The sequence below is a fragment of the Clostridioides sp. ZZV14-6387 genome (genome assembly GCF_020657835.1).
Taxonomy (GTDB): Bacteria; Bacillota; Clostridia; order Peptostreptococcales; family Peptostreptococcaceae; genus Clostridioides; species Clostridioides difficile_A.
In genome coordinates this window covers 1-20,012 of record NZ_JAGWCW010000040.1, presented here as the reverse complement: position 1 = coordinate 20,012, position 20,012 = coordinate 1, and the positions used below count along the sequence as shown (strand labels likewise).

Here is a 20,012-nt window from a genome sequence, read left to right as displayed (position 1 = left end):
ATAAATCAATGTAAATATAAATGAAAAGGGGAAGCAGATAATGTACAATTTTTTAGGTAAAGAATTAAAATCACCACTTATAATAGGTTCAGGACCATTAACATATAGTGCAGCTGGATGTAAAATATTAAGTGATGCAGGAGCAGGGGCAGTTGTTACTAAGACTATAAGAAAAGAAAGAGCTATAAATCCAGCACCACATATGGTTAGAAATACAACTAATGCTCTTTTAAATAATGAAAAATGGACAGATTTTGAACCAGAACAATGGATAGATTTTGAAATACCACAAATGAAAAAAGATGGGACTGTCTGTATAGCTTCAATAGGTCATACAATCGAAGAAAGCAGTGAATTAGTAGAGAAAGTTGCAAATGCAGGAGCTGACTTTATTGAATTAGTATCTTATGACTATAGAGATTTGATACCAATGCTTAAAGATGCTAAAGAAAGAGTAAATATACCAGTAATAGTTAAACTTCCTCCTATGATAGATGAAATAGGAGCTTTTGCTAAAAAATTAGAAGAAGCAGGAGCAGATGCAATAACTGCTTGTGATTCTGTAGGACCAGCATTTAGAATAGACATAGAAACTGGTCAACCTTTATTAGGTGGAAACGGAATAGGATATCTAAGTGGAGAAACTATTAAGCCAATAACTTTACAAAGAATCTATGAAATAAAAAAAGAAGTCAATATACCAATAATTGGTTTAGGTGGATGTGTTAGTGGAGATGATGCATTAGAAATGATTATGGCAGGTGCTGACTTTGTTGGTATATGTTCAGTGGTAATTTTAAAAGGTGCACAAGTAATATCTAAAATACATGATGACTTAAAATCTAATCTTAATAGACTAGGGTATAATACTATAGAAAATGCTTGTGGTATAGTACATAAGCATATGGGCGACGTAAATGAAAGACTTAGCTTTGAATTTACTTATGATGAAGAAAAATGTACTAAATGTAAGATGTGTGAGAGAGTATGTGCCTATCAAGCAAGAAAATTAAATGATAAGATGGAGTTAAATGAAGAAGAGTGTAGATACTGTGGTCTTTGCATATCAGTTTGTAAACCAAAAGCACTTGGAAGAAAAATTTCATGTTCAGAATTGAATGCATAGGTTATTTTGTAAAGAATAATTAAAAAATAAAACTTTATATAGAAATAAAAGGGTGTGTCTCAAGATGAACTTTTTAGTTCATGAGGCACCCTTTTTGTATGAAATTAAGTATATTTTCATCATTTCAACAATGAAAAATAGGTTTATTTGAAATTATTTTATATTTTGATTAATTATTAATAACTGTTTTATAGATATGTTAACATTGTATAGCATTTGTATAAAATGTTATAATAATTAATAGGGATGGTGATGTAAGTGCAAGATAAGATTTTAGAATTATTACATATTATAAATAAAGATGTAGTTAGTATAAAAGAAGATATGTCTGAAGTAAAACAAGAAATAACTGCATTAAAGAGCGATATGTCTGAAGTAAAACAAGAAATAACTGTGGTAAAAGAAGATATGTCTGAAATGAAACAAGAGATAACAATGTTAAAGGACGACATGTCTGAAATGAAACAAGAGATAACTGTATTAAAGAGCGATATGTCTGAAGTAAAACAAGAGATAACTGTTCTAAAAGAAGATATGTCTGAAGTGAAGCAAGAGATAACTGTTCTAAAAGAAGATATGTCCAAAGTAAAGCAAGAAATAATTGTATTAAAAGAAGGCATGTCCGAAGTAAAACAAGAGATGAATATGTTAAAAGAAGATATATCTGAAGTAAAGCAAGAAGTAAATTTAATGAAAAAAGAAATAACTGGATTAAAACAGGAGATAAGTGTGGTAAAAGAAGATATGTCTGATGTAAAACAAGATATGATTGTGATGAAAGAAGATATATCTGGAGTTAAATCAGAGATGAACTCTATGCAAAGCAAAATAAATAATATTAGTGAAGATATGAGTGGAATTAAGGACGAAATATCTACAGCAAATGAGAAATTATATGGAATTGAAGTAAAGATTGATGTTCTAGAACGTGAAGAGAAATCAATGAAAGAGATACAGGAAGAGCAGAGCAATATTTTAGGAAGCTTATTACATAATTCTGAAATAAATAAAGCTACTCATGATAGTATGGAGCATAATATAGCATATATAAAAGGTGATACAAATGCTATAAAAGAAGATGTTTCTGAAATAAGAAGAGATTTAAATTTAGTAGAGTTAGCTACTAGTAAAAATTGGAGTGATATTGTTAAACTAAAATCAGTCAGATAATATCTTAATTCACTAATTTATCATCCACAAAATAAAAAATATTATATAAAAAAGGCTTATAATGTTACTGTTATTTATTATAAATTTTAGAAATGAAAATAAAAATTTGAGAAAAGACCGTTAAAATTTTATTTTAAGGTCTTTTTTTATGTAGATATAATGAAATTATAAAAATAAAACTTAAAATTTAAATGCGAAAATTTGATAGAACGGTTGAAATAAGTAAAATTTTATCAATAAAATTACAAAAATTTTATAACAAATAAATATACGTAAATATTGGCATTAAAATTGCTCTATAAAAACTATAAATAGTAATGTAAATAAAGCTCTTATTACACAAACAATATTACTATTTTAATTATAGATATTAATATATATCTATAAAATAGATAGAAACTTGTATGTTTTATGTTGCAGGTACAAATATAGTAAAGGAGAGTACATTGATACAACTGAGATACATAGCTTATTAAGTTTTTCTGTCTTATGAGAATTATATTATAAAATATTCATAAATATTTTGAGTTTAAATTAAAAAATTATTTTATGCTTAGATTAATTATCATTTAATTAATTTAATAACAAAAACAGTGAAAGAGTAAATAATATTATTTACAGGGGGTAAAGCAAAGTATATTAAATGAGTTGTACTTTTGGCCCCGTACATGGAGAAATCTATGTAGGACACAACTTTAAAACCAGTAAATCCTAAAGCCTTGCAACTACAATAAAAGATAGAAAGAAACTTTTATGAATGTGGTGAAAACCAGAAACAATAGTAAGGATGGTATATGGTGAGAGCCTAAGTACTTAATAATGGACATTTGGTCGCCAAGCCTAGAAATAGGAAGGTCAAACGACTATCTCGAGAGAGAGTACACTATAAGCTATTGATAGTGGAAACGGGTTGCTCTTAACAGGTAATGCTGAAGATGAAGAAATAGTCTACGCTCATATGAAAGTATGAGGTCACTGGGTTTAAAGTGGCATCTATAAAGTAGCGTTTATAGGTAAATGTTTAAAACTTACAAAATATAAATACTTATGAAAACTTATAACTTATAATTATTAAGATTGAAAGATTTAACTTGGATTAAATTTATTGTAAAAAATTAAAAATTCATAGCTATAATATTCTTATGTTTGTAAGCTACTGTATAATAACATATACAAAATGATAGAATAAGTTTATTTGTTAATAATTAAATTTATTGTACGTATTCTTTAAGAGTAGAGACTTAAATGTATAAGTAAGTGTAATCAAAATTTATAAACGTCATTTAATTTAATATATTAGATTTTTAAGTATTTATATAATTCAATAAGTTTTATGTAACGGGAGTTTTTATTATGAAAGCAAAAAGTACATCAAAATTTGAATTAGACGGAATACCACCACTAAAGGAAGCCGTACCTTTAGGGTTACAACACTTAATGGCGATGGTAATAGGAAGTTGTTTACCAGCTATATTGGTTGCAAATGCAGCTGGGCTTGATCATAAAATGTCAACACTCTTGATTCAAGCAGCACTAGTTTTTGCAGGAATATCAACTTTATTACAATTATATCCAATACCTCTATTTAAAGGATTTAAATTAGGGGGAGGGATACCAGTTATAATGGGAGCTACAGCTATGTTTATAGGAGCTGGAGTCTCTGTTGCAGGAAAGTATGGGTTGCCAGTCTTATTTGGTTCTCAAATAATAGCTGGAATAGTAATAATTATAATTGGTTTTGGTCTTAAAAAAATACGATTTATATTTACTCCAGTTGTATCTGGAACAATAGTCGCATGTATGGGTCTTGGACTTTTTCCAATAGCTATAAAAAACTTAGCTGGAGGTATGGGAAATGAAACTTTTGGACAGCCAATTAATTTTATAGTTGGAATCTCTGTATCTCTTATGATATTAGGATTAAACAAGTATGGAAGAGGATTGTTTAAAGATGCATCAATATTAGTTAGTATAATTTTTGGATACATTTTATCACTAATTTTGGGTATTGTAAATTTTTCTTCAATTCAAGAGTTTACTTTGGTAGCGCTTCCAAAACCACTTATTTTTGGTCTAGATATAAGAATCGAAGTTGTAGTGATGTTTTCAATAATATATTTGGTTGAAATAGCAGATATTATGGGTGCATGTACGCTTTCTGCAGTAGGGGGACTCAATAGACAAGTAACAGATGAAGAACTTTCTTCTGCTGTTTTAGGAAATGGAGTACTATCTACGATAGGTGCATTATTTTCTGCAACTCCAATGGGGATGTTTGGTCAAAATTCTGCAATCGTTTCCAATACGAAAATTGTAAGTAAATTTGTATTGGCTATTGGGGGAATTGGGCTATTTTTGGCAGGAATATCACCTTTGCTAGCTAATTTGATAAGAACCATTCCTCCTTGTGTGGTTGGGGGAGCAACACTTGTTATATTTTCAACCCTTACAACATCTGGTTTAAGACTTGTTAGTATGGATGGGTTCAATCAAGAAAATAGCATGATATTAGGTCTTTCTATGGCTTCTGGCATAGGATTTATGGTGGCTCCTCAAGTTCTTGAAAAGTTTCCAAAGTTTATAGAAACCTTATTTGCAGATTCAAGTGTAGTTTCAGGAGCAATGGTAGCCATAATAGTTCAAGCTTTGTATATGGTAAAATTTCCTAAAAGTAGGAATAACAAAGTTGAAGATAAAAAGGAAAATTTATAATGTAAAGAGTTAATAAATGTGAATCAGACATATCACATTTATTGATATAAATTAAAAGATAGATTTAAAAGTTTCAATTTTTAATAAGTATGATGACAGGGGGATAAGATGGTTACTATAAAAGAATATACAGTTCCAGAAAGCTTAGAAGAAGCATATAAAATTTTAACTTCTAAAAAGAATAATGTTATTCTAGGTGGGTGCGGATTTATAAAATTAAGTAATAAGAATATAGGAACAGCCATAGATTTAAAGGCGATAAATCTAAATTATATAAGGGAAGATGAGAAAAATATTCTTATAGGTGCAGATACATCTCTTAGAAGTTTAGAAATTGATAAAACTATTAAAAATTACTGTAGTGGAATAGTTTCAAGTGCTGTTTCTAATATAGTAGGAGTTCAATTTAGACAAGGTGTTAGAATTGGTGCTAGTGTATTTTCAAAGTACGGTTTTTCTGATTTAATACCAGCACTTTTAGTTGTTGGAGCAAAGGTAAGATTATACAAAGAAGGAGTCTTAGAATTAAATGAGTTTTTAGATAATAAGTTAAGTAAAGACATATTAGTTGAGGTAATACTTCCAAAAAGAGATGCAATAGCTGTTTTTGATTCAATAAGAAAATGTACAGGAGATTTTCCTATATTAAACTCAGCCATGTTGAAAGAAAATAATACTTACAAAATAGCAATTGGAGCGAGACCTCAAAGGGCAAAAATAGCTCTTGGAGCAAGTACTATATTAAGTGAAGAAAAAGATATAGATAAGGCATCTATTATTGCAAGTGAGGAATTAACTTATGGAAGTAATATGAGAGCTAGTAAAGATTATAGAATAGACATGGCAAGTGCACTAGTTAAAAGGATGTATAATGTTATTGAGGGAGGAAACTAATAATGATTACTAAGGGGATAAGAAAGATAGATAGTACAGCCATTGTTACAGGGAAACCTCTATATACTGAAGACCTCATCATGCATAAAGATGTTTTGACATTAAAATTACTTAGAAGTCCACATGCACATGCAAAAATAAAGAATATAGATACATCAAACGCTGAAAAAATTCCAGGTGTTGTGGGCATTTATACTTATAAAGATGTACCACAAGTTAGATATTGTGTTCCAGGTCAAACAGAGCCAGAAGCATCTCCTTATGATAGAGTTTTGCTTGAAGATACAGTTAGATTTGTTGGTGATGAAGTGGCATTAATTGCAGCAGAAGATGAAAAAACAGCACTTAAAGCGTTGAAGATGATAAAGGTAGATTATGAAATTTTAAAACCTGTGTTTAATGCAAAGGAAGCAGAAGGAAATGAGGTTGTTATACATCCAGAAGACGATATAGTAGAGCCATACCCTTTTGGATTGGATGCAAAAAATAATATAGTATCTAAAGAGTTTTTTGAATTTGGAGATGTTGAAGCAAAACTTGAAGAAAGTGACTTTGTGGTTGAAGCTTCATATAAAACTCAAAGTCAATCGCATTGTATGATGGAAACTCATAGGTCTTATTCATACAAGGATATAAATGATAGGATTGTTGTAGTTTCATCATTACAATCACCACATAATGTAAAGAGAATACTTAGAAAAGTACTTGGCATACCATCTTCAAAAATAAGGGTGATAAAGCCTAGAATAGGTGGCGGCTTTGGAGGAAAGAATATAGCGGCTACAGATATATTCACTGCATTCGTTACTATGAAAACTGGTAGACCGGCAAAATTCGTTTTTACAAGAGGTGAAACTTTTGTAGGGTCTAATAGTAGACATGAAATGTTTTTTGACGTTAGAGTGGGTGCAGATAAAGAAGGAAATTTAAAGGCAATAGAATTAAAATCATTAAATAATACGGGTGCTTATGGTGGTAATGGTGTTTCTGTTTCTTCCGAATCTGGACATAATACATTACCAATATACAATGATATTGATGCTGTTAGATTTGATGCTAGAACAGTTTATACTAATAGGTTACCAGCAGGAGCTCTTAGAGGATATGGTGCTACACAAGGAATATTTGCAATAGATAGTGCTATTGATGAATTAGCCAATAAGATTGGAATGGACCCGCTTGAATTTAGAGTTAAAAATATAATAGATAGATACACTACTGGAAAAGCAGCTGAAGAAGAAATATTAAGTTGTGAGTTAAAACAATGTATAGAAAAAGGTAAAAAATTAATAAATTGGGATGCTAAGTATCCATGTAAAGATATAGGAAATAACAAGGTAAGAGCAGTAGGTATGGCAGTTGCAAATCATGGTTCTGGTATACCACGTGTAGATATGGCAACAGTGACTATACGCATGGATGAAGATGGAACATACAAGTTGTTATCTGGTCTTGCTGATTTAGGTCAAGGAGCTGATACAATTCAAGCACAAATTGCTGCTGAAACTTTGAATACTACTGTAGATAGAATATCTGTTTATACGGGGGACTCAGATTTATGTCCATATGATACAGGAGCATTTGCTTCTTGTACCACAACAGTTACAGGAAATGCAACTATAAAGACAGCAAATAAATTAAAAGAAATATTACTTTCAGTGGCAGAATTAAAGCTAGGATTTAAAAAAGAAGATTTAGAGTTGGGAAAAGATAGAGTTTTTGTTAAAAATGATAATAGTAAATTTGTGTTATTGGAAGAATTAGGTAGGGAATCAGTAGGAGGCATAGGCTTTGCTAGTGATGATGTGCCAGTAGTCTTGGAAGCGACAGAGTCTTTTGGTATGTTAAAAAGAATAAAACCATTTATAGCAGGATTTGCAGAGATAGAATTAGATAAAAATACAGGTGAATATAAGGTAATAAATTTTGCATGTGTACCTGATTGTGGAACTGTTATAAATCCAACTTTAGCTAGAATACAAGTAGAAGGTGGAGTAATGATGGGTATAGGGTTTGCAATGTATGAAGACCCTAGATTTGATAAAGATGGAAGATTATTAACAGATAGTTTTTTACAATACAAAGTTCCTACAAAAAAAGAAGTAGGAAATATATTGGTAGATTTTGCTGACAATTTCGACCCAGGAGGCCCTTATGGTGCTAAATCATTAGGAGAGATAGTAATACATACACCAGCTCCTGCAATAGCAAATGCAATATTCAATGCTACTGGAGTTCGTATGAGAGAGCTTCCTATGACATTTGAAAAAGTTTATATGGGAATGAAAAACAATAACAAACCATTATAATATGTAATATAATATATAAAAATATGTAAATTTAAATTATTTTGTAAAATAAAGTAACTAAATAGACATTATATATGGCGTTTTGTAAAAATACCATATATAATGTCTAGTAGAGTATATTCTAAAGGAGGTGAGTTTATGCCAAGTAGAATAAAAAATATACACTATGGAACTCAAAGACAACAATTAAAAAACTTAACTAAAAAAGAATATCAAGCTCTACGAGAGATGTGCTTCTTAGCAAAAAACTTATATAATGTTGGGACATACAATGTTAGACAACACTATTTTAATCAAGGAGAACATCTTAACTATGAAGCCAACTATCATGTATGTAAAGAAAATGAAAATTATAAGCTTCTCAATAGTAATATAGCTCAACAGATATTAAAAGAAGTTGATAGTTCGTTTAGGTCTTTTTTTGGATTAATTAAATTAGCTAAAGAAGGTAAGTATGATTTTAGAGGAATAAAATCACCTAAATACCTTGATAAGGAAGGATTCTTTAGTATAATAATAGGTCAAATAAGAATTAAAGAAGATGGCATTCTAAATATACCCATGTCTCCAGCATTTAAAAAATTATATGGGAAAGTAAGTATAAAAGTTCCTCAAAATATATTAGAAAAAAAGATTAAGGAAATAAGAATAATACCTAAACATAAGGCTAGGTTCTTTGAAATTCAGTATTGTTATGAGATACCAAAATCAGAGGAAGTTTCAAATCAAAAAAATGCACTAGCTATAGATTTAGGTTTAGAAAACTTATGTACATGTGTTACAAATTTAGGTGATAGTTTTATCATAGATGGAAAAAGGCTTAAATCTGTGAATCAATGGGCAAATAAACAGAATGATAAAATAGAAGTTTTAAAATTAAAAAAGAATGTAACAGCAATTACAAGAAAGCAATTTAAAGTCTGGAATAAAAGGAATAATCAAGTTAAAGATTATGTAAATAAAACTTGTTTTTACATAATTGATTACTGTATAAAAAATAATATTGGAAACTTAATAGTAGGATATAATGCTAAGTTAGAGAAAAGTGATAATGTGGAGAGGAAAATATATAGAAATTTTATAAGAATTCCTTTTGGAGAGATAAAAGGAAAGTTAGAATATCTATGCAAAATAAAAAATATTAATTTTATTAGACAAGAAGAAAGTTATACTAGTAAATCTGACTTTTTTGCTGATGATTTTCTGCCTGATATCAATTTGGATAATGCACAAAAATATGATTTTAAGGGAGAAAGAATAACTCGAGGTCAATATAAATCCAGTGTTGGTATGATTATAAATGCAGATGTAAATGCTAGTCTTAATATATTAAAAAAATCACAAATAGTTGACTTATCCAAGTTGAAGGATAATCCTCAAATATTAAAACAACCACAAAGAATAAGAATATCTTAATTATATTTAAAAGATAAACTGATAGCGTAGGCTTACAGCTTAGCGGCGAATTGGATCCGCCTTGTTGTTTACAACAGAATCTATTTACTTTCGAGTTTATGGAATTTCAAAAATCACTTTTACTAAAAAAGTTTAATTGTAAAAAATTAAGAGATTAAAAAATTAGTTACAAGAGGTGAAAGTGTGGAATTATCAAATATAATAGGAAAGAACGAAATAATAACTGTAGTTGGAGCAGGAGGTAAAACTTCATTTATAAACTATTTTGCAGATTTTTATAGATGTAAATTAAGAGTTCTTCTTACAACAACAACTAAAATATATGTACCAGATAATTATGAAAATATAATTATGACAATAGATGGAACTGTTATTCCATCTATTTGTCATGGAGTAACAGTATGTGGAAGCTATATAAATAATGAAAATAAAATAGTAGGTATTGATTCATCTATTTTGGATGAAATTGTAGATAAATTTGATATAGTCTTAATAGAGGGAGATGGTTCAAAGAAAAAAAGACTTAAAGGTTGGAATGATAATGAACCAGTAGTATATCACAAAACTACAAAAACTGTAGGAATATTAGATATAACCTCATTTGGAATGAATATTAATGAAGAAAACATACACAGATTAGACCTATTTAAAAAAATAGTAAATTTAGATACATATAATACTAACAATGATTCTACAGTAAATCTCGAAAATTTAAAAAATATAGTATTAAATCCAAATGGTTTATTTAAAAACTATTGTGGAGAAAAAATATTATTCATCAATAAAGTTGAAGATGAAAAATATAAAAAATTAGCTATAGAATTAATAAAAAGTATTAAAGAAGATGAAAGTAAAATGGAGATATTTTATGGAAGTATAAAACAAAAGTTTTGTACAAGATATTGAAGTATTAAAATAGTTTATATGATATTATATATATAGATAATATCAATAGTGATATTATAAAATCATAGAACTATCAATACATTATAAATGCCAAGGATGATATATATGATAAATGCAGTAATAATGGCATCGGGCTTTGCCAGAAGAATGGGAACGAATAAACTTTTATTAGATTATAAAGGATGTTCTATAATAGAACATGTATTAAAAGCAGTTAGTAAAATTAATTTTCATCAAGTTGTAGTTGTAAGTCAATACAAAGAAGTTTCATTGTTGTGTAATAAATATGGTTTTAAATATGTGGATAATAAAAATGCAAATATAGGTCAGAGCGAATCCATAAAATTAGGTATTTTAAACAGTTCAAAATGTGATGGCTACATGTTTTTTGTAGGAGACCAGCCATTTATTGATAGTTTATATATAGATAAAATTATAAATACTTTTAAATTAGATAGAGATTTTGTAGTAATTCCACGATGTAAAGATGTATGTGGAAATCCAGTTATATTCCCATACAGCAAAAAAGAAGAATTATTGGCACTTAAAGAAGATGAAAAAGGTAAAACCGTTTTAAAAAATGCATCAAAAATAAAGTATGTAGAAGTTCCTAGAGAAATATTATTAGATATTGATACAAAAACGGACTATGAAAGAATTGGGGGTAAATTATGAAGTTAATAAAAACTATAGATGCTATTGGACAAGTTTTATGTCATGACATAACTCAAATAATACCTGGAGAATTTAAAGGAAGAAAGTTTAAAAAAGGTCATGTAGTAAAAGAAGAAGACATTCCAGTTTTATTATCTCTTGGTAAAGATAATTTGTATGTATGGGAAAAATCAGAAGGCATGATTCATGAAAATGAAGGTGCACTATTTTTAAAAGAATTAACTGCTGGAGAAAATTTAAATTTTAGTGAAATAAAAGAAGGAAAGATAGATTTTATAGCTGCCTGTGATGGGCTTTTAAAGATAGATGTTGATGCACTTTTTGATTTGAATTGTGTCGGTGAAATAATGATGGCTACTCTTCATAATAATTTTATAGTAAATAAAGGTCTGAAAGTAGCTGGAACAAGAGTTATACCTCTAGTCATAGATGAGAAAAAATTAGAAGAGGCAAGAAAAGTAGTTGGAAATAGAAAAATAGTAAATGTAGTGCCCTTTAAACCTAAGAAAGTAGGGATTATTACTACTGGAAATGAAGTATTCTATAGCCGAATTGTTGACAAATTTGGACCAGTGATAGAAGAAAAAGTAAAGGGCTTTGGATGTGAGGTTATAGGACAAACTATATGTCCAGATGATAAAGAAATTATAAAAAATGCAATAAAAGAATTTATAAGTCAGGGGGCAGAACTTATCTGCTGTACTGGTGGTATGAGTGTAGACCCAGATGATGTCACACCAACAGCAATAAAAGAAACTGGAGCTGATTTGGTAACATATGGGTCACCAATATTGCCAGGAGCAATGTTTTTACTTGCTTACTATGGAGAAGTTCCAATTATGGGTATACCAGGGTGCGCAATGTATCATAAAACTACAGTATTTGACATAGTTCTATCTAGAGTCTTGATTGATGAAAAACTTGATAAGTATGATATAGCTAGATATGGTCATGGAGGACTTTGTATGAACTGTGATGTATGTACTTACCCTGCATGTAATTTTGCTAAAATATAAAGATATTAGAAAAGAGTATTTACAAATTAAGTACTCTTTTTAAATATGAAACAAAACAAACTAAAATACTTTATAAAAACTATAATTGGTTTATAAGCTATAATAAAGTAATTACAGTATGTAAAAGAATGAATAAAGTTGCAATTTAATTTCTTTATAAGTATAATATAATAGATTGTTAATTTTTATAAATTTACAACTTGTAGTATACCTTAAATAAATATTTCACTAACTTAGTATAAAAAATATACTGTTTAAGTGATAATAGATAATAAAAGTGTTATCAAAATTTTATGATAAAATAAATTATGAGCAAAAAGAAAGGAAAATATATTAATGTTACAAGTTACAGGTGTTGGACTTAGATTTGGTGATAAGGAATTATTTAAAGATGTTAACTTAAAATTCACTAAAGGGAATTGTTACGGAATAATAGGAGCCAATGGTGCGGGAAAATCTACTTTTTTAAAAATATTATCAGGAGAGATAGAGCCAAATACAGGTAGTATATCTATAACTGATAAAGAAAGAATGTCAGTTTTAAAACAGGACCACTTCGAATATGAAGAAGAAACTGTGTTAAATGTTGTCATAAGAGGGCATGAGAGACTTTGGAACATAATGAAAGAAAAAGATGCCTTATATATGAAGGAAGATTTCAATGAAGAAGATGGAATCAAAGCTGCTGAACTTGAGGGAGAGTTTGCGGAACTTGATGGATGGGATGCAGAAACTAATGCTGAGAAAATACTTATGGGTCTTGGTATAACTAAAGATATGCATTACAAGCAAATGAAAGAATTAGTTGGTGGGGAAAAGGTTAAGGTATTGTTAGCACAATCACTTTTTGGTAAGCCTGAAATACTATTAATGGACGAGCCTACTAACCACTTAGATTTTAAATCAATAAACTGGTTAAATAATTTTATTATGGATTTAGAAGAGTCTATAGTTATAATAGTATCGCATGATAGACATTTCTTAAATCAAATATGTACTAATATAGTTGATGTAGATTTTGGTAAAATACAAATGTATGTTGGAAACTATGACTTCTGGTATGAATCAAGTCAATTAGCTTTACAACTTGCTAAGGACCAAAATAAAAAGACTGAAGAAAAGATAGCTCAATTAAAGGAATTCATAGCTAGATTTAGCTCTAATGCTTCAAAGGCTAAGCAAGCTACATCAAGAAAGAAACAATTGGATAAATTAGAAGTTGAAGATATACAACCATCAAGAAGAAGATATCCATATGTAGGGTTTACACCTGCTAGAGAAATTGGTAATGAAGTTTTAGAAGTACACAATTTGACTAAAACTATAGATGGAGTAAAAGTTCTTGATGATGTATCATTTAGATTGGATAGAGATGACAAAGTAGTATTTATGGGTGATGAAATAGCTACTACTGCTCTTTTAAATATAGTTATGGGAGAACTTGAACCAGATAGTGGAGAGTATAAGTGGGGAGTAACTACTTCTCAAGATTATCTTCCAAAGAATCATAATAAGTTTTTTGATGGAGTAGAATATTCTTTAGTTGACTGGCTTAGACAATTCTCTGAAGAAAAAAGTGAGAGCTTTATAAGAGGATTTTTAGGTAGAATGTTATTCTCTGGAGAAGAAGCTTTAAAAGAAGCTCAAGTTATATCTGGAGGAGAAAAAGTTAGATGTATGCTTAGTAAGCTAATGCTTTCAAATGCAAACGTACTTGTTCTAGATGACCCTACTAACCACTTAGACCTAGAAAGTATAACTTCTGTTAACAAAGGACTTGAGAAGTTCCCTGGAGTGCTTTTATTTACTTCTCATGACCATGAGTTTATATCTACTATAGCAAATAGAATTATAGAGATAACTCCAAACGGAATAATGGATAGAAAGATGGACTTTGATGAGTATTTAGAAAGTAAAGAAATACAAGAACAATTAGCTAAAATGTATGGAAAAAGTAAATAAATTATTAATGTAAATATTATCATTTTACAAATTTAATTGTTAGTATAAAACCTTTTAATATTTGAGAACATGCTATGTACAAGTGTGTAAGTTTTTAATCAAATATTAGGAGGTTTTTTATGTTATTAAAATATATGAAACAATAAAAGTATAATGTCAGAAAGAGAAGTATGAACTCAATTAAATATATCTAAATGGATTATAAATTGTGTTTGTTATTAGAATAATGTATTTCTTTGTATCTTAAGAGTTTAAATATACTATAGTAGATGCTATAATAAAAATAAAAAATGTTTTAGGGGGGATATATTATGTTTAAGAAAAAATTAGTAACTATAGTAATGAGTTTAGCCATGATTAGTGTAGGTAATTTTTCATATGCTCACTCAGGAGGACATAGTTCATCAGGAAATCATCATAACAAAAATAAAGCTGAATTAAGACATTATTATTGCGGAGGACATTCAGCACACCTACATAATAATGGAGCATGTCCTTATGCCAGTATAGAAGGAAATTATGAAGCAACAACATCTTCAGTACATAATGGAAAAAATCATAAAAATTATGTTGCAGAAAAAGGGTATAATAAAGGTTATAAAGATGGGTGCAAGGGAAATTATAATTTAGGTCTTACAGGATTCAAACCTGATAATACATATGAAAAAGAGATTTTAAAAAATGCTTATGAAAAAGGATATTTAACTGGACATAATGAATACAAAGCGAAAAAGGTAGATGATGTAATGAAGAAGATGCTAGATATTCCAATGTTAACTAGCATATAATAAAATAGTATTTTAAAAGACATCTTTTATAAGAAAGTATATTTTTTGTTACAAAAATATAAACTTTTATAGAAAAAGTATTATTGATAATTTTAATAAAGTGAAACAAAAAAATTATTTAGATGTTGTCAATTAGAGATAGATACATTTAATATTATAAAAATGAAGACAATAAAACTTGTATTAGTTCATCAATTGATATTTTAATGAATCTATCTCAATAGACTAAGCTAATTTAATCTTAATTAGCATTAAATAAACTTTCAGAAATTTTATCAGAAGCTTCTTTATCCATTTCTTTAAGGACGTGAGAATAAACACTTAAGGTAGTATTTATGTTTGAATGTCCAACTCTTTCAGATATAACTTTTATAGGTACCTTAGAATTTATAAGTAAAGTAACATGTGAATGTCTTAAATCATGGAATCTAATATGAGGTAAATCATTTTTTTCTAAAAATCTTTTAAATCTTTTACTCATAACATCTTCAGCAATAGGTTCACACTTCTTATTAAAAAATAACAAATTACTATTATTTCTAGTAGAAGATTTTAATAAATTTTTATTTTGCTTTATTTTATGCTCTCTTAACAAAGATATTAATTCTTTTGGAGCTGATATTTTTCTAACAGAGTTTTCTGTCTTTGGTTCTTTAAGAATTACAGAACCATTAATTCGAGATGTTATCTTGTTTACTGTTATTGTATTTTCTTCAAAATCAATATTGTCCCAAGTCAGACCTAAAACCTCTGAAATTCTCAGACCCAATCCAATTGCCAAATTAATAGGTAACTCCATATCTGTATCTTTTGCTAAATCTAATAATTTTATCATTTGCTCTCTATCATAAATTTCACTTTTAAATTTTTTATATCTTGGAGTCTCTATATTATCCATAATATTTTCTTTTATCAATTTGAGTCTATAAGCTCTCCTTATTGCAAGTTTCAATATATTTATATGAATCTTAATTGATTGAGGATTTAATTTATAAGATAGATTATCTATGTAATTTTGTATGTGAATAGGATGTAAGTCTTGTATTTTATATTTACCAATAGATGGATTAATGTAATTTTTACAAATACCAACGTAATTATTGTATGTAGCTAATGAAATATTTTCGTTGTATTTATTTAGAAAATCTAACATAAATTCTGAAACGGTAATCTCATTTGGAACTAAGAAACCATCTTTATATAAGCTTTCCTTTACCTCATTTAGTCTTTTACTTGCTTCTCTTTTTTTATCAAAGGTACCCATATTTTTTTGCTTCCTTTTGCCAGTATCTTCATCTGCAAATTCAAGATAAACAATATAGTTCTTATTTCTTTTTCTAATAAATGCATTCATATATAACCCACCAATCAAAATTTTATACATTTATTATAACATATATATACTCAAAAATAGTTTCTGAAATAAAGTTACATTTATTATAAAATATCATGTATATTTATTATAAAATGTATATATTATGTCAAATATTAGAATTTTAATTTAATAATCTGTTATACTTATAGAGAAAAGATATTTAATTTTTATATTAATAGATTATATGTTTGATTTATACTGAAAATATAAATTTTTTATATTAATAAAATTGGATTGAATATTTTAAATAAAACCTTTGACTCTAAAAGTCTATTAATATAGTATTTAATTATATATAAGTTTGAGAGGAGTGTAAAATCATATGACTATTACTAAGATACCACCAGCAGAATTAAAAGTCATGAAATTTATTTGGAGTTCAGATTTTACAGTAACATCAAAAGATGTCATTGAAGCTATGGAAAAACTATATGATTGGAAACAAACTACAACATTAACACTTTTATCAAGATTAGTAAATAAGAAATTCTTAAGTGCAAGAAAAATTGATAGACATACACACTATACAGTTCTTATTGGTGAAGAAGAGTATTTGCATTTTGAAACAAAAACTTTTCTAGATAATATGCATGGTAGTTCTATTGAGAGCTTTATGAAATCATTGTTCAAAAAGGGGGTAAATGAGGATGAATTAAATTCTGTTGAAGAATGGGTTAAAAATATTAAAAAAGATGAATAATTTAATGTAGTCAATTATAATAATTTTGGGTATATATTTTTATTAAAAATAAGATTACATAATTTTAAGTAAATTACATATTTTATATATTTGAATATATAAAAATAAATGGGTTGATAATGTCATGACAGAATTTATATGTTTTGTCTGCTTTTGATATGAATTTAATTGTCATAAAATAAATAGTTTTTATAATAATCAGTTAAATGAATATAATGTAAAGTGTTATGTGAAAAGTATAATTTTTTAGAAGTATTTTTATTTTGTTATTACAATGTTAATTTGATAAGTTTGGTGTGAAATCAAACCTATTAGAACTTAATTTTATACTAGACTTATAGTTAATATTAGCATAACTTGATACTAAGTATTAATTTATAAGTCAGAAGTTTTGTTCATTAATTGTGTAAATTAATTGTTTTAGATATATAAAAGGTATAATTTTATTTTTATTTTAATTACTTGTAGAGCTTAAAGTATATATTGGGTTATATTAAATATATTTATATTTATAAATTTGAGATAAATATTTAGATACATATTAGAAATTGTTAAAATAAAAAGTTCCTAGTTTTAGGAACTTTTTTATTTATTTAATATAAAGTGTGCGTTTTTGCTTCAGCAATAGCTCTTGCTGTACTCTTTTGTTTTTCAGTATTTTCTTTTTTATAAAAGTTAATCACTTCTTCTAAATCTTTATTTTCAATGTTATCTTTCTTATTTTCAAGAATATAGTTTACAATTGATTCATTTATCAAATCTGTCAAAATCTTATTTTCATCATTAGTTATCTTAGATATTTCTTGTACTAGAATTTCATTAACTTCTACTGTAATTTGTTTTGTATTTTTTATCATATTATTCACCTCTTAAAAAAATTATATCATCTCAAAAAAATAAAATCAATATGTTTTAAAATTATAGAATTTTAATTCTTAAATTCTAAAAAATAGAATCATTAAATAAAACTGATTTTAGGTATTAAAAGATTAATAAAATATATTTAGGCATAACAGCTCTATTCTATATAAACCTAAGATGGAGGATTTATAAGGAGTTAAGGTGAATTAAATATAAGACAACTTCTTAAAGCAAATGGGTGTGGTATTTAAATCTAAATGTAGACATATAATATTAAATATGCTAATATATCAAAATAATAAGGGGGGAATTTATGAAGCTTAAAGAAGCATTGATTACATGTGTTGTATGTAGTGTATGTTTAAGTCCATTATTGGTAAATGGAGAAACGAAAATAGATGCAGATCATTGTAAAGAATCTATAGTAAATATTGATACTATAGTAAAGTCTGGTAAAAGCTTTAATTCCAAATATAATCAAGGTATGAAAGACTATAAAAATAGTGATGAGTATAAGTTAAAAGTACAAAAAGAGAAGCTACAGAATCAGTTAGGAATTAAAATAAAAAAGTTAGTACCCATAACTTTTGAAGTAAGTTATTATACAAGTCTTAACCAAGAAAATGGATATGGAGCTATAACAGCTACAGGAGATGATTTAGAAGATGGTTTTGTGGCAAATAATCACTTGAGTTTTGGAACTAAGATTATTGTAGATGGGAAATTAAAAACTGTTATGGATAGGGGGTCTAGTAAGTATTTTAGTAATTCTAATGCAATAGATGTATTTGTGCCCAAATGGAGTAATGAAAGTGAATCAGAGTACTATGATAGAGTTAATAATATGGGAAGACATTACAAAAAAGGCTACATTATTGTTGAAGAATGATGCTTCTTAAAGTAATATGTGTTGATTGTATCGCTTAATAAATATATAATGAATATAAAACTATTAATACAATGAAATATATTACTGGGAGGACAATATGGAAGAATCTTTTATAAATGGAAAAGCAAACTTATTAGTAGAAAATTATAAGGCATTAAATGAGGTTAAAGGTTCTTGGCAAATGGGGTTAATCCAACATAGTTGTGCACTTGCATTTACCCTTAAGAATAAAAGAATAAGCCCTAGATTAGTAGAAGAGAGAATAGAGCTTATTAAAAAGAATACTGGATTATTCTCTAATTTTAGAGGATATAATATATTTTATATGGCAACACTACTTTCGTTTGAATCAAATCCAGAAAGTAGTTTTAAGATGATTTTGGAAATATATAAGGAACTTAAAAATGAAAAGTTTTGGGGCGATACATATTTACCACTTACAGCATCAATAGTCTACGAGAATAGAGAAAAAATGGATTATGTTACATGTATATCAAAGATGAAAACAATATATGAATATATGAGAAAAAAACATCCATTTTTAACGTCTAGTGATGACTATTGTAATATAGCACTTATTGCAATTCATTCAAAAAATTTAGAAGAAGATTTAGAGTATATAGAACAATGTTACGAATTTCTAAATAAAAATGGTTTTTATAAAGGAAATGATTTACAAGCATTATCTCAAATTCTTTTATTTAGTGATGATAGAAGTATGGTTAAATGTAAAAAAACTATTGAACTTAAAAAAGCATTTAAAGAAAATGATTGTAAAATGAATTATTATGGATATCCAATAATAGGAGCAATTTCATTATTAGATTATAGAGAAGATGAAATAATAGAAAAGATAAAAAATGTATCAAATAAACTTAAAGAAGAAAAAGGTTTTGGAAATTGGTCTTTAGGAAAAAGTAATAGAGTGATGATTAGTTCTGCTATTGTAGCTTCTATTTATGCAGATTCTATACAAACTGAGAACAACATAGACTCTATAACTAATAATATATTTTTAAATATTGTTGTTGCTATACAAATTGCATGTGTAATGGCAGCAACAAGTGCAGCTATAGCATCTTCTTCATCAAATTAATAAAATATTATTGGAGTTGAAGATTGTAAATTTAATAATACAATTTATATGTTTAAAAAAGAATATAATATTACTTTTAAACTAATTGTGATATTTGATGATATGAAACATATAATT

General features: G+C 27.5%; 16 protein-coding genes. 14 read left to right on the top strand and 2 right to left on the bottom strand.

Annotation, left to right across the window (positions count from 1 at the left end; translation table 11 throughout):
- Positions 1–40 precede the first annotated feature (40 nt).
- The 11 genes from KGF38_RS18470 to KGF38_RS18420 all read left to right on the top strand — a co-directional run bounded on the left by KGF38_RS18470 (position 41) and on the right by KGF38_RS18420 (position 14,974).
- Positions 41–1,126, top strand: a complete 1,086-nt coding sequence (locus KGF38_RS18470) for a dihydroorotate dehydrogenase (protein WP_074178238.1) — start codon at positions 41–43, stop codon at positions 1,124–1,126.
- A 258-nt stretch (positions 1,127–1,384) separates the two neighbouring features.
- Positions 1,385–2,296 carry a hypothetical protein gene (locus KGF38_RS18465; protein WP_054270531.1) on the top strand — a complete coding sequence of 304 codons (912 nt, stop codon included), beginning with the start codon at positions 1,385–1,387 and terminating at the stop codon, positions 2,294–2,296.
- Between the two features lie 1,353 nt (positions 2,297–3,649).
- Positions 3,650–5,008 carry a uracil-xanthine permease family protein gene (locus KGF38_RS18460; protein WP_054270530.1) on the top strand — a complete coding sequence of 453 codons (1,359 nt, stop codon included), beginning with the start codon at positions 3,650–3,652 and terminating at the stop codon, positions 5,006–5,008.
- Between the two features lie 108 nt (positions 5,009–5,116).
- Positions 5,117–5,902: an FAD binding domain-containing protein gene (locus KGF38_RS18455; protein WP_054270529.1), complete on the top strand. Its 786-nt coding sequence runs from the start codon at positions 5,117–5,119 to the stop codon at positions 5,900–5,902.
- Between the two features lie 2 nt (positions 5,903–5,904).
- On the top strand, positions 5,905–8,211 hold the full coding sequence (locus KGF38_RS18450) for a xanthine dehydrogenase family protein molybdopterin-binding subunit (protein ID WP_074178237.1): 2,307 nt from the start codon (positions 5,905–5,907) through the stop codon (positions 8,209–8,211).
- Between the two features lie 138 nt (positions 8,212–8,349).
- Entirely contained in the window at positions 8,350–9,627 is a 1,278-nt protein-coding gene (locus KGF38_RS18445) for an RNA-guided endonuclease InsQ/TnpB family protein (RefSeq protein ID WP_074178236.1), read from the top strand.
- 183 nt (positions 9,628–9,810) lie between these two features.
- On the top strand, positions 9,811–10,533 hold the full coding sequence (yqeC, locus tag KGF38_RS18440; RefSeq protein ID WP_054270526.1) for a selenium cofactor biosynthesis protein YqeC: 723 nt from the start codon (positions 9,811–9,813) through the stop codon (positions 10,531–10,533).
- 105 nt (positions 10,534–10,638) lie between these two features.
- A complete protein-coding gene (mocA, locus tag KGF38_RS18435; RefSeq protein ID WP_176702443.1) occupies positions 10,639–11,208 on the top strand; it encodes a molybdenum cofactor cytidylyltransferase in 570 nt (189 codons plus the stop codon).
- The gene (locus KGF38_RS18430) at positions 11,205–12,224 is read left to right on the top strand and encodes a molybdopterin-binding protein (RefSeq protein WP_074178234.1); all 1,020 of its coding nucleotides are present in this window, start codon (positions 11,205–11,207) and stop codon (positions 12,222–12,224) included. Before mocA ends, KGF38_RS18430 begins: the two co-directional genes overlap by 4 nt.
- A gap of 336 nt (positions 12,225–12,560) precedes the next feature.
- A complete protein-coding gene (locus KGF38_RS18425) occupies positions 12,561–14,186 on the top strand; it encodes an ABC-F family ATP-binding cassette domain-containing protein (protein WP_074178233.1) in 1,626 nt (541 codons plus the stop codon).
- A 311-nt stretch (positions 14,187–14,497) separates the two neighbouring features.
- A complete protein-coding gene (locus tag KGF38_RS18420) occupies positions 14,498–14,974 on the top strand; it encodes a hypothetical protein (protein WP_054270522.1) in 477 nt (158 codons plus the stop codon).
- Positions 14,975–15,215: 241 nt separating this feature from the next.
- Here KGF38_RS18420 and KGF38_RS18415 read toward each other — a convergent pair whose 3' ends face one another.
- Positions 15,216–16,328, bottom strand: a complete 1,113-nt coding sequence (locus KGF38_RS18415) for a tyrosine-type recombinase/integrase (RefSeq protein ID WP_074178232.1) — start codon at positions 16,326–16,328, stop codon at positions 15,216–15,218.
- 343 nt (positions 16,329–16,671) lie between these two features.
- Between KGF38_RS18415 and KGF38_RS18410 the strand changes: the two genes are divergently transcribed.
- Entirely contained in the window at positions 16,672–17,049 is a 378-nt protein-coding gene (locus KGF38_RS18410; RefSeq protein ID WP_054270520.1) for a BlaI/MecI/CopY family transcriptional regulator, read from the top strand.
- A 593-nt stretch (positions 17,050–17,642) separates the two neighbouring features.
- Here KGF38_RS18410 and KGF38_RS18405 read toward each other — a convergent pair.
- Positions 17,643–17,906 carry a hypothetical protein gene (locus KGF38_RS18405; RefSeq protein ID WP_054270519.1) on the bottom strand — a complete coding sequence of 88 codons (264 nt, stop codon included), beginning with the start codon at positions 17,904–17,906 and terminating at the stop codon, positions 17,643–17,645.
- A 317-nt stretch (positions 17,907–18,223) separates the two neighbouring features.
- Between KGF38_RS18405 and KGF38_RS18400 the strand changes: the two genes are divergently transcribed.
- Both KGF38_RS18400 and KGF38_RS18395 read left to right on the top strand, forming a co-directional pair.
- Positions 18,224–18,799, top strand: a complete 576-nt coding sequence (locus KGF38_RS18400; protein ID WP_054270518.1) for a hypothetical protein — start codon at positions 18,224–18,226, stop codon at positions 18,797–18,799.
- A gap of 97 nt (positions 18,800–18,896) precedes the next feature.
- Complete coding sequence (locus KGF38_RS18395) at positions 18,897–19,895, top strand: DUF4003 domain-containing protein (protein WP_054270517.1); 999 nt, start codon at positions 18,897–18,899, stop codon at positions 19,893–19,895.
- Positions 19,896–20,012: the final 117 nt, after the last annotated feature.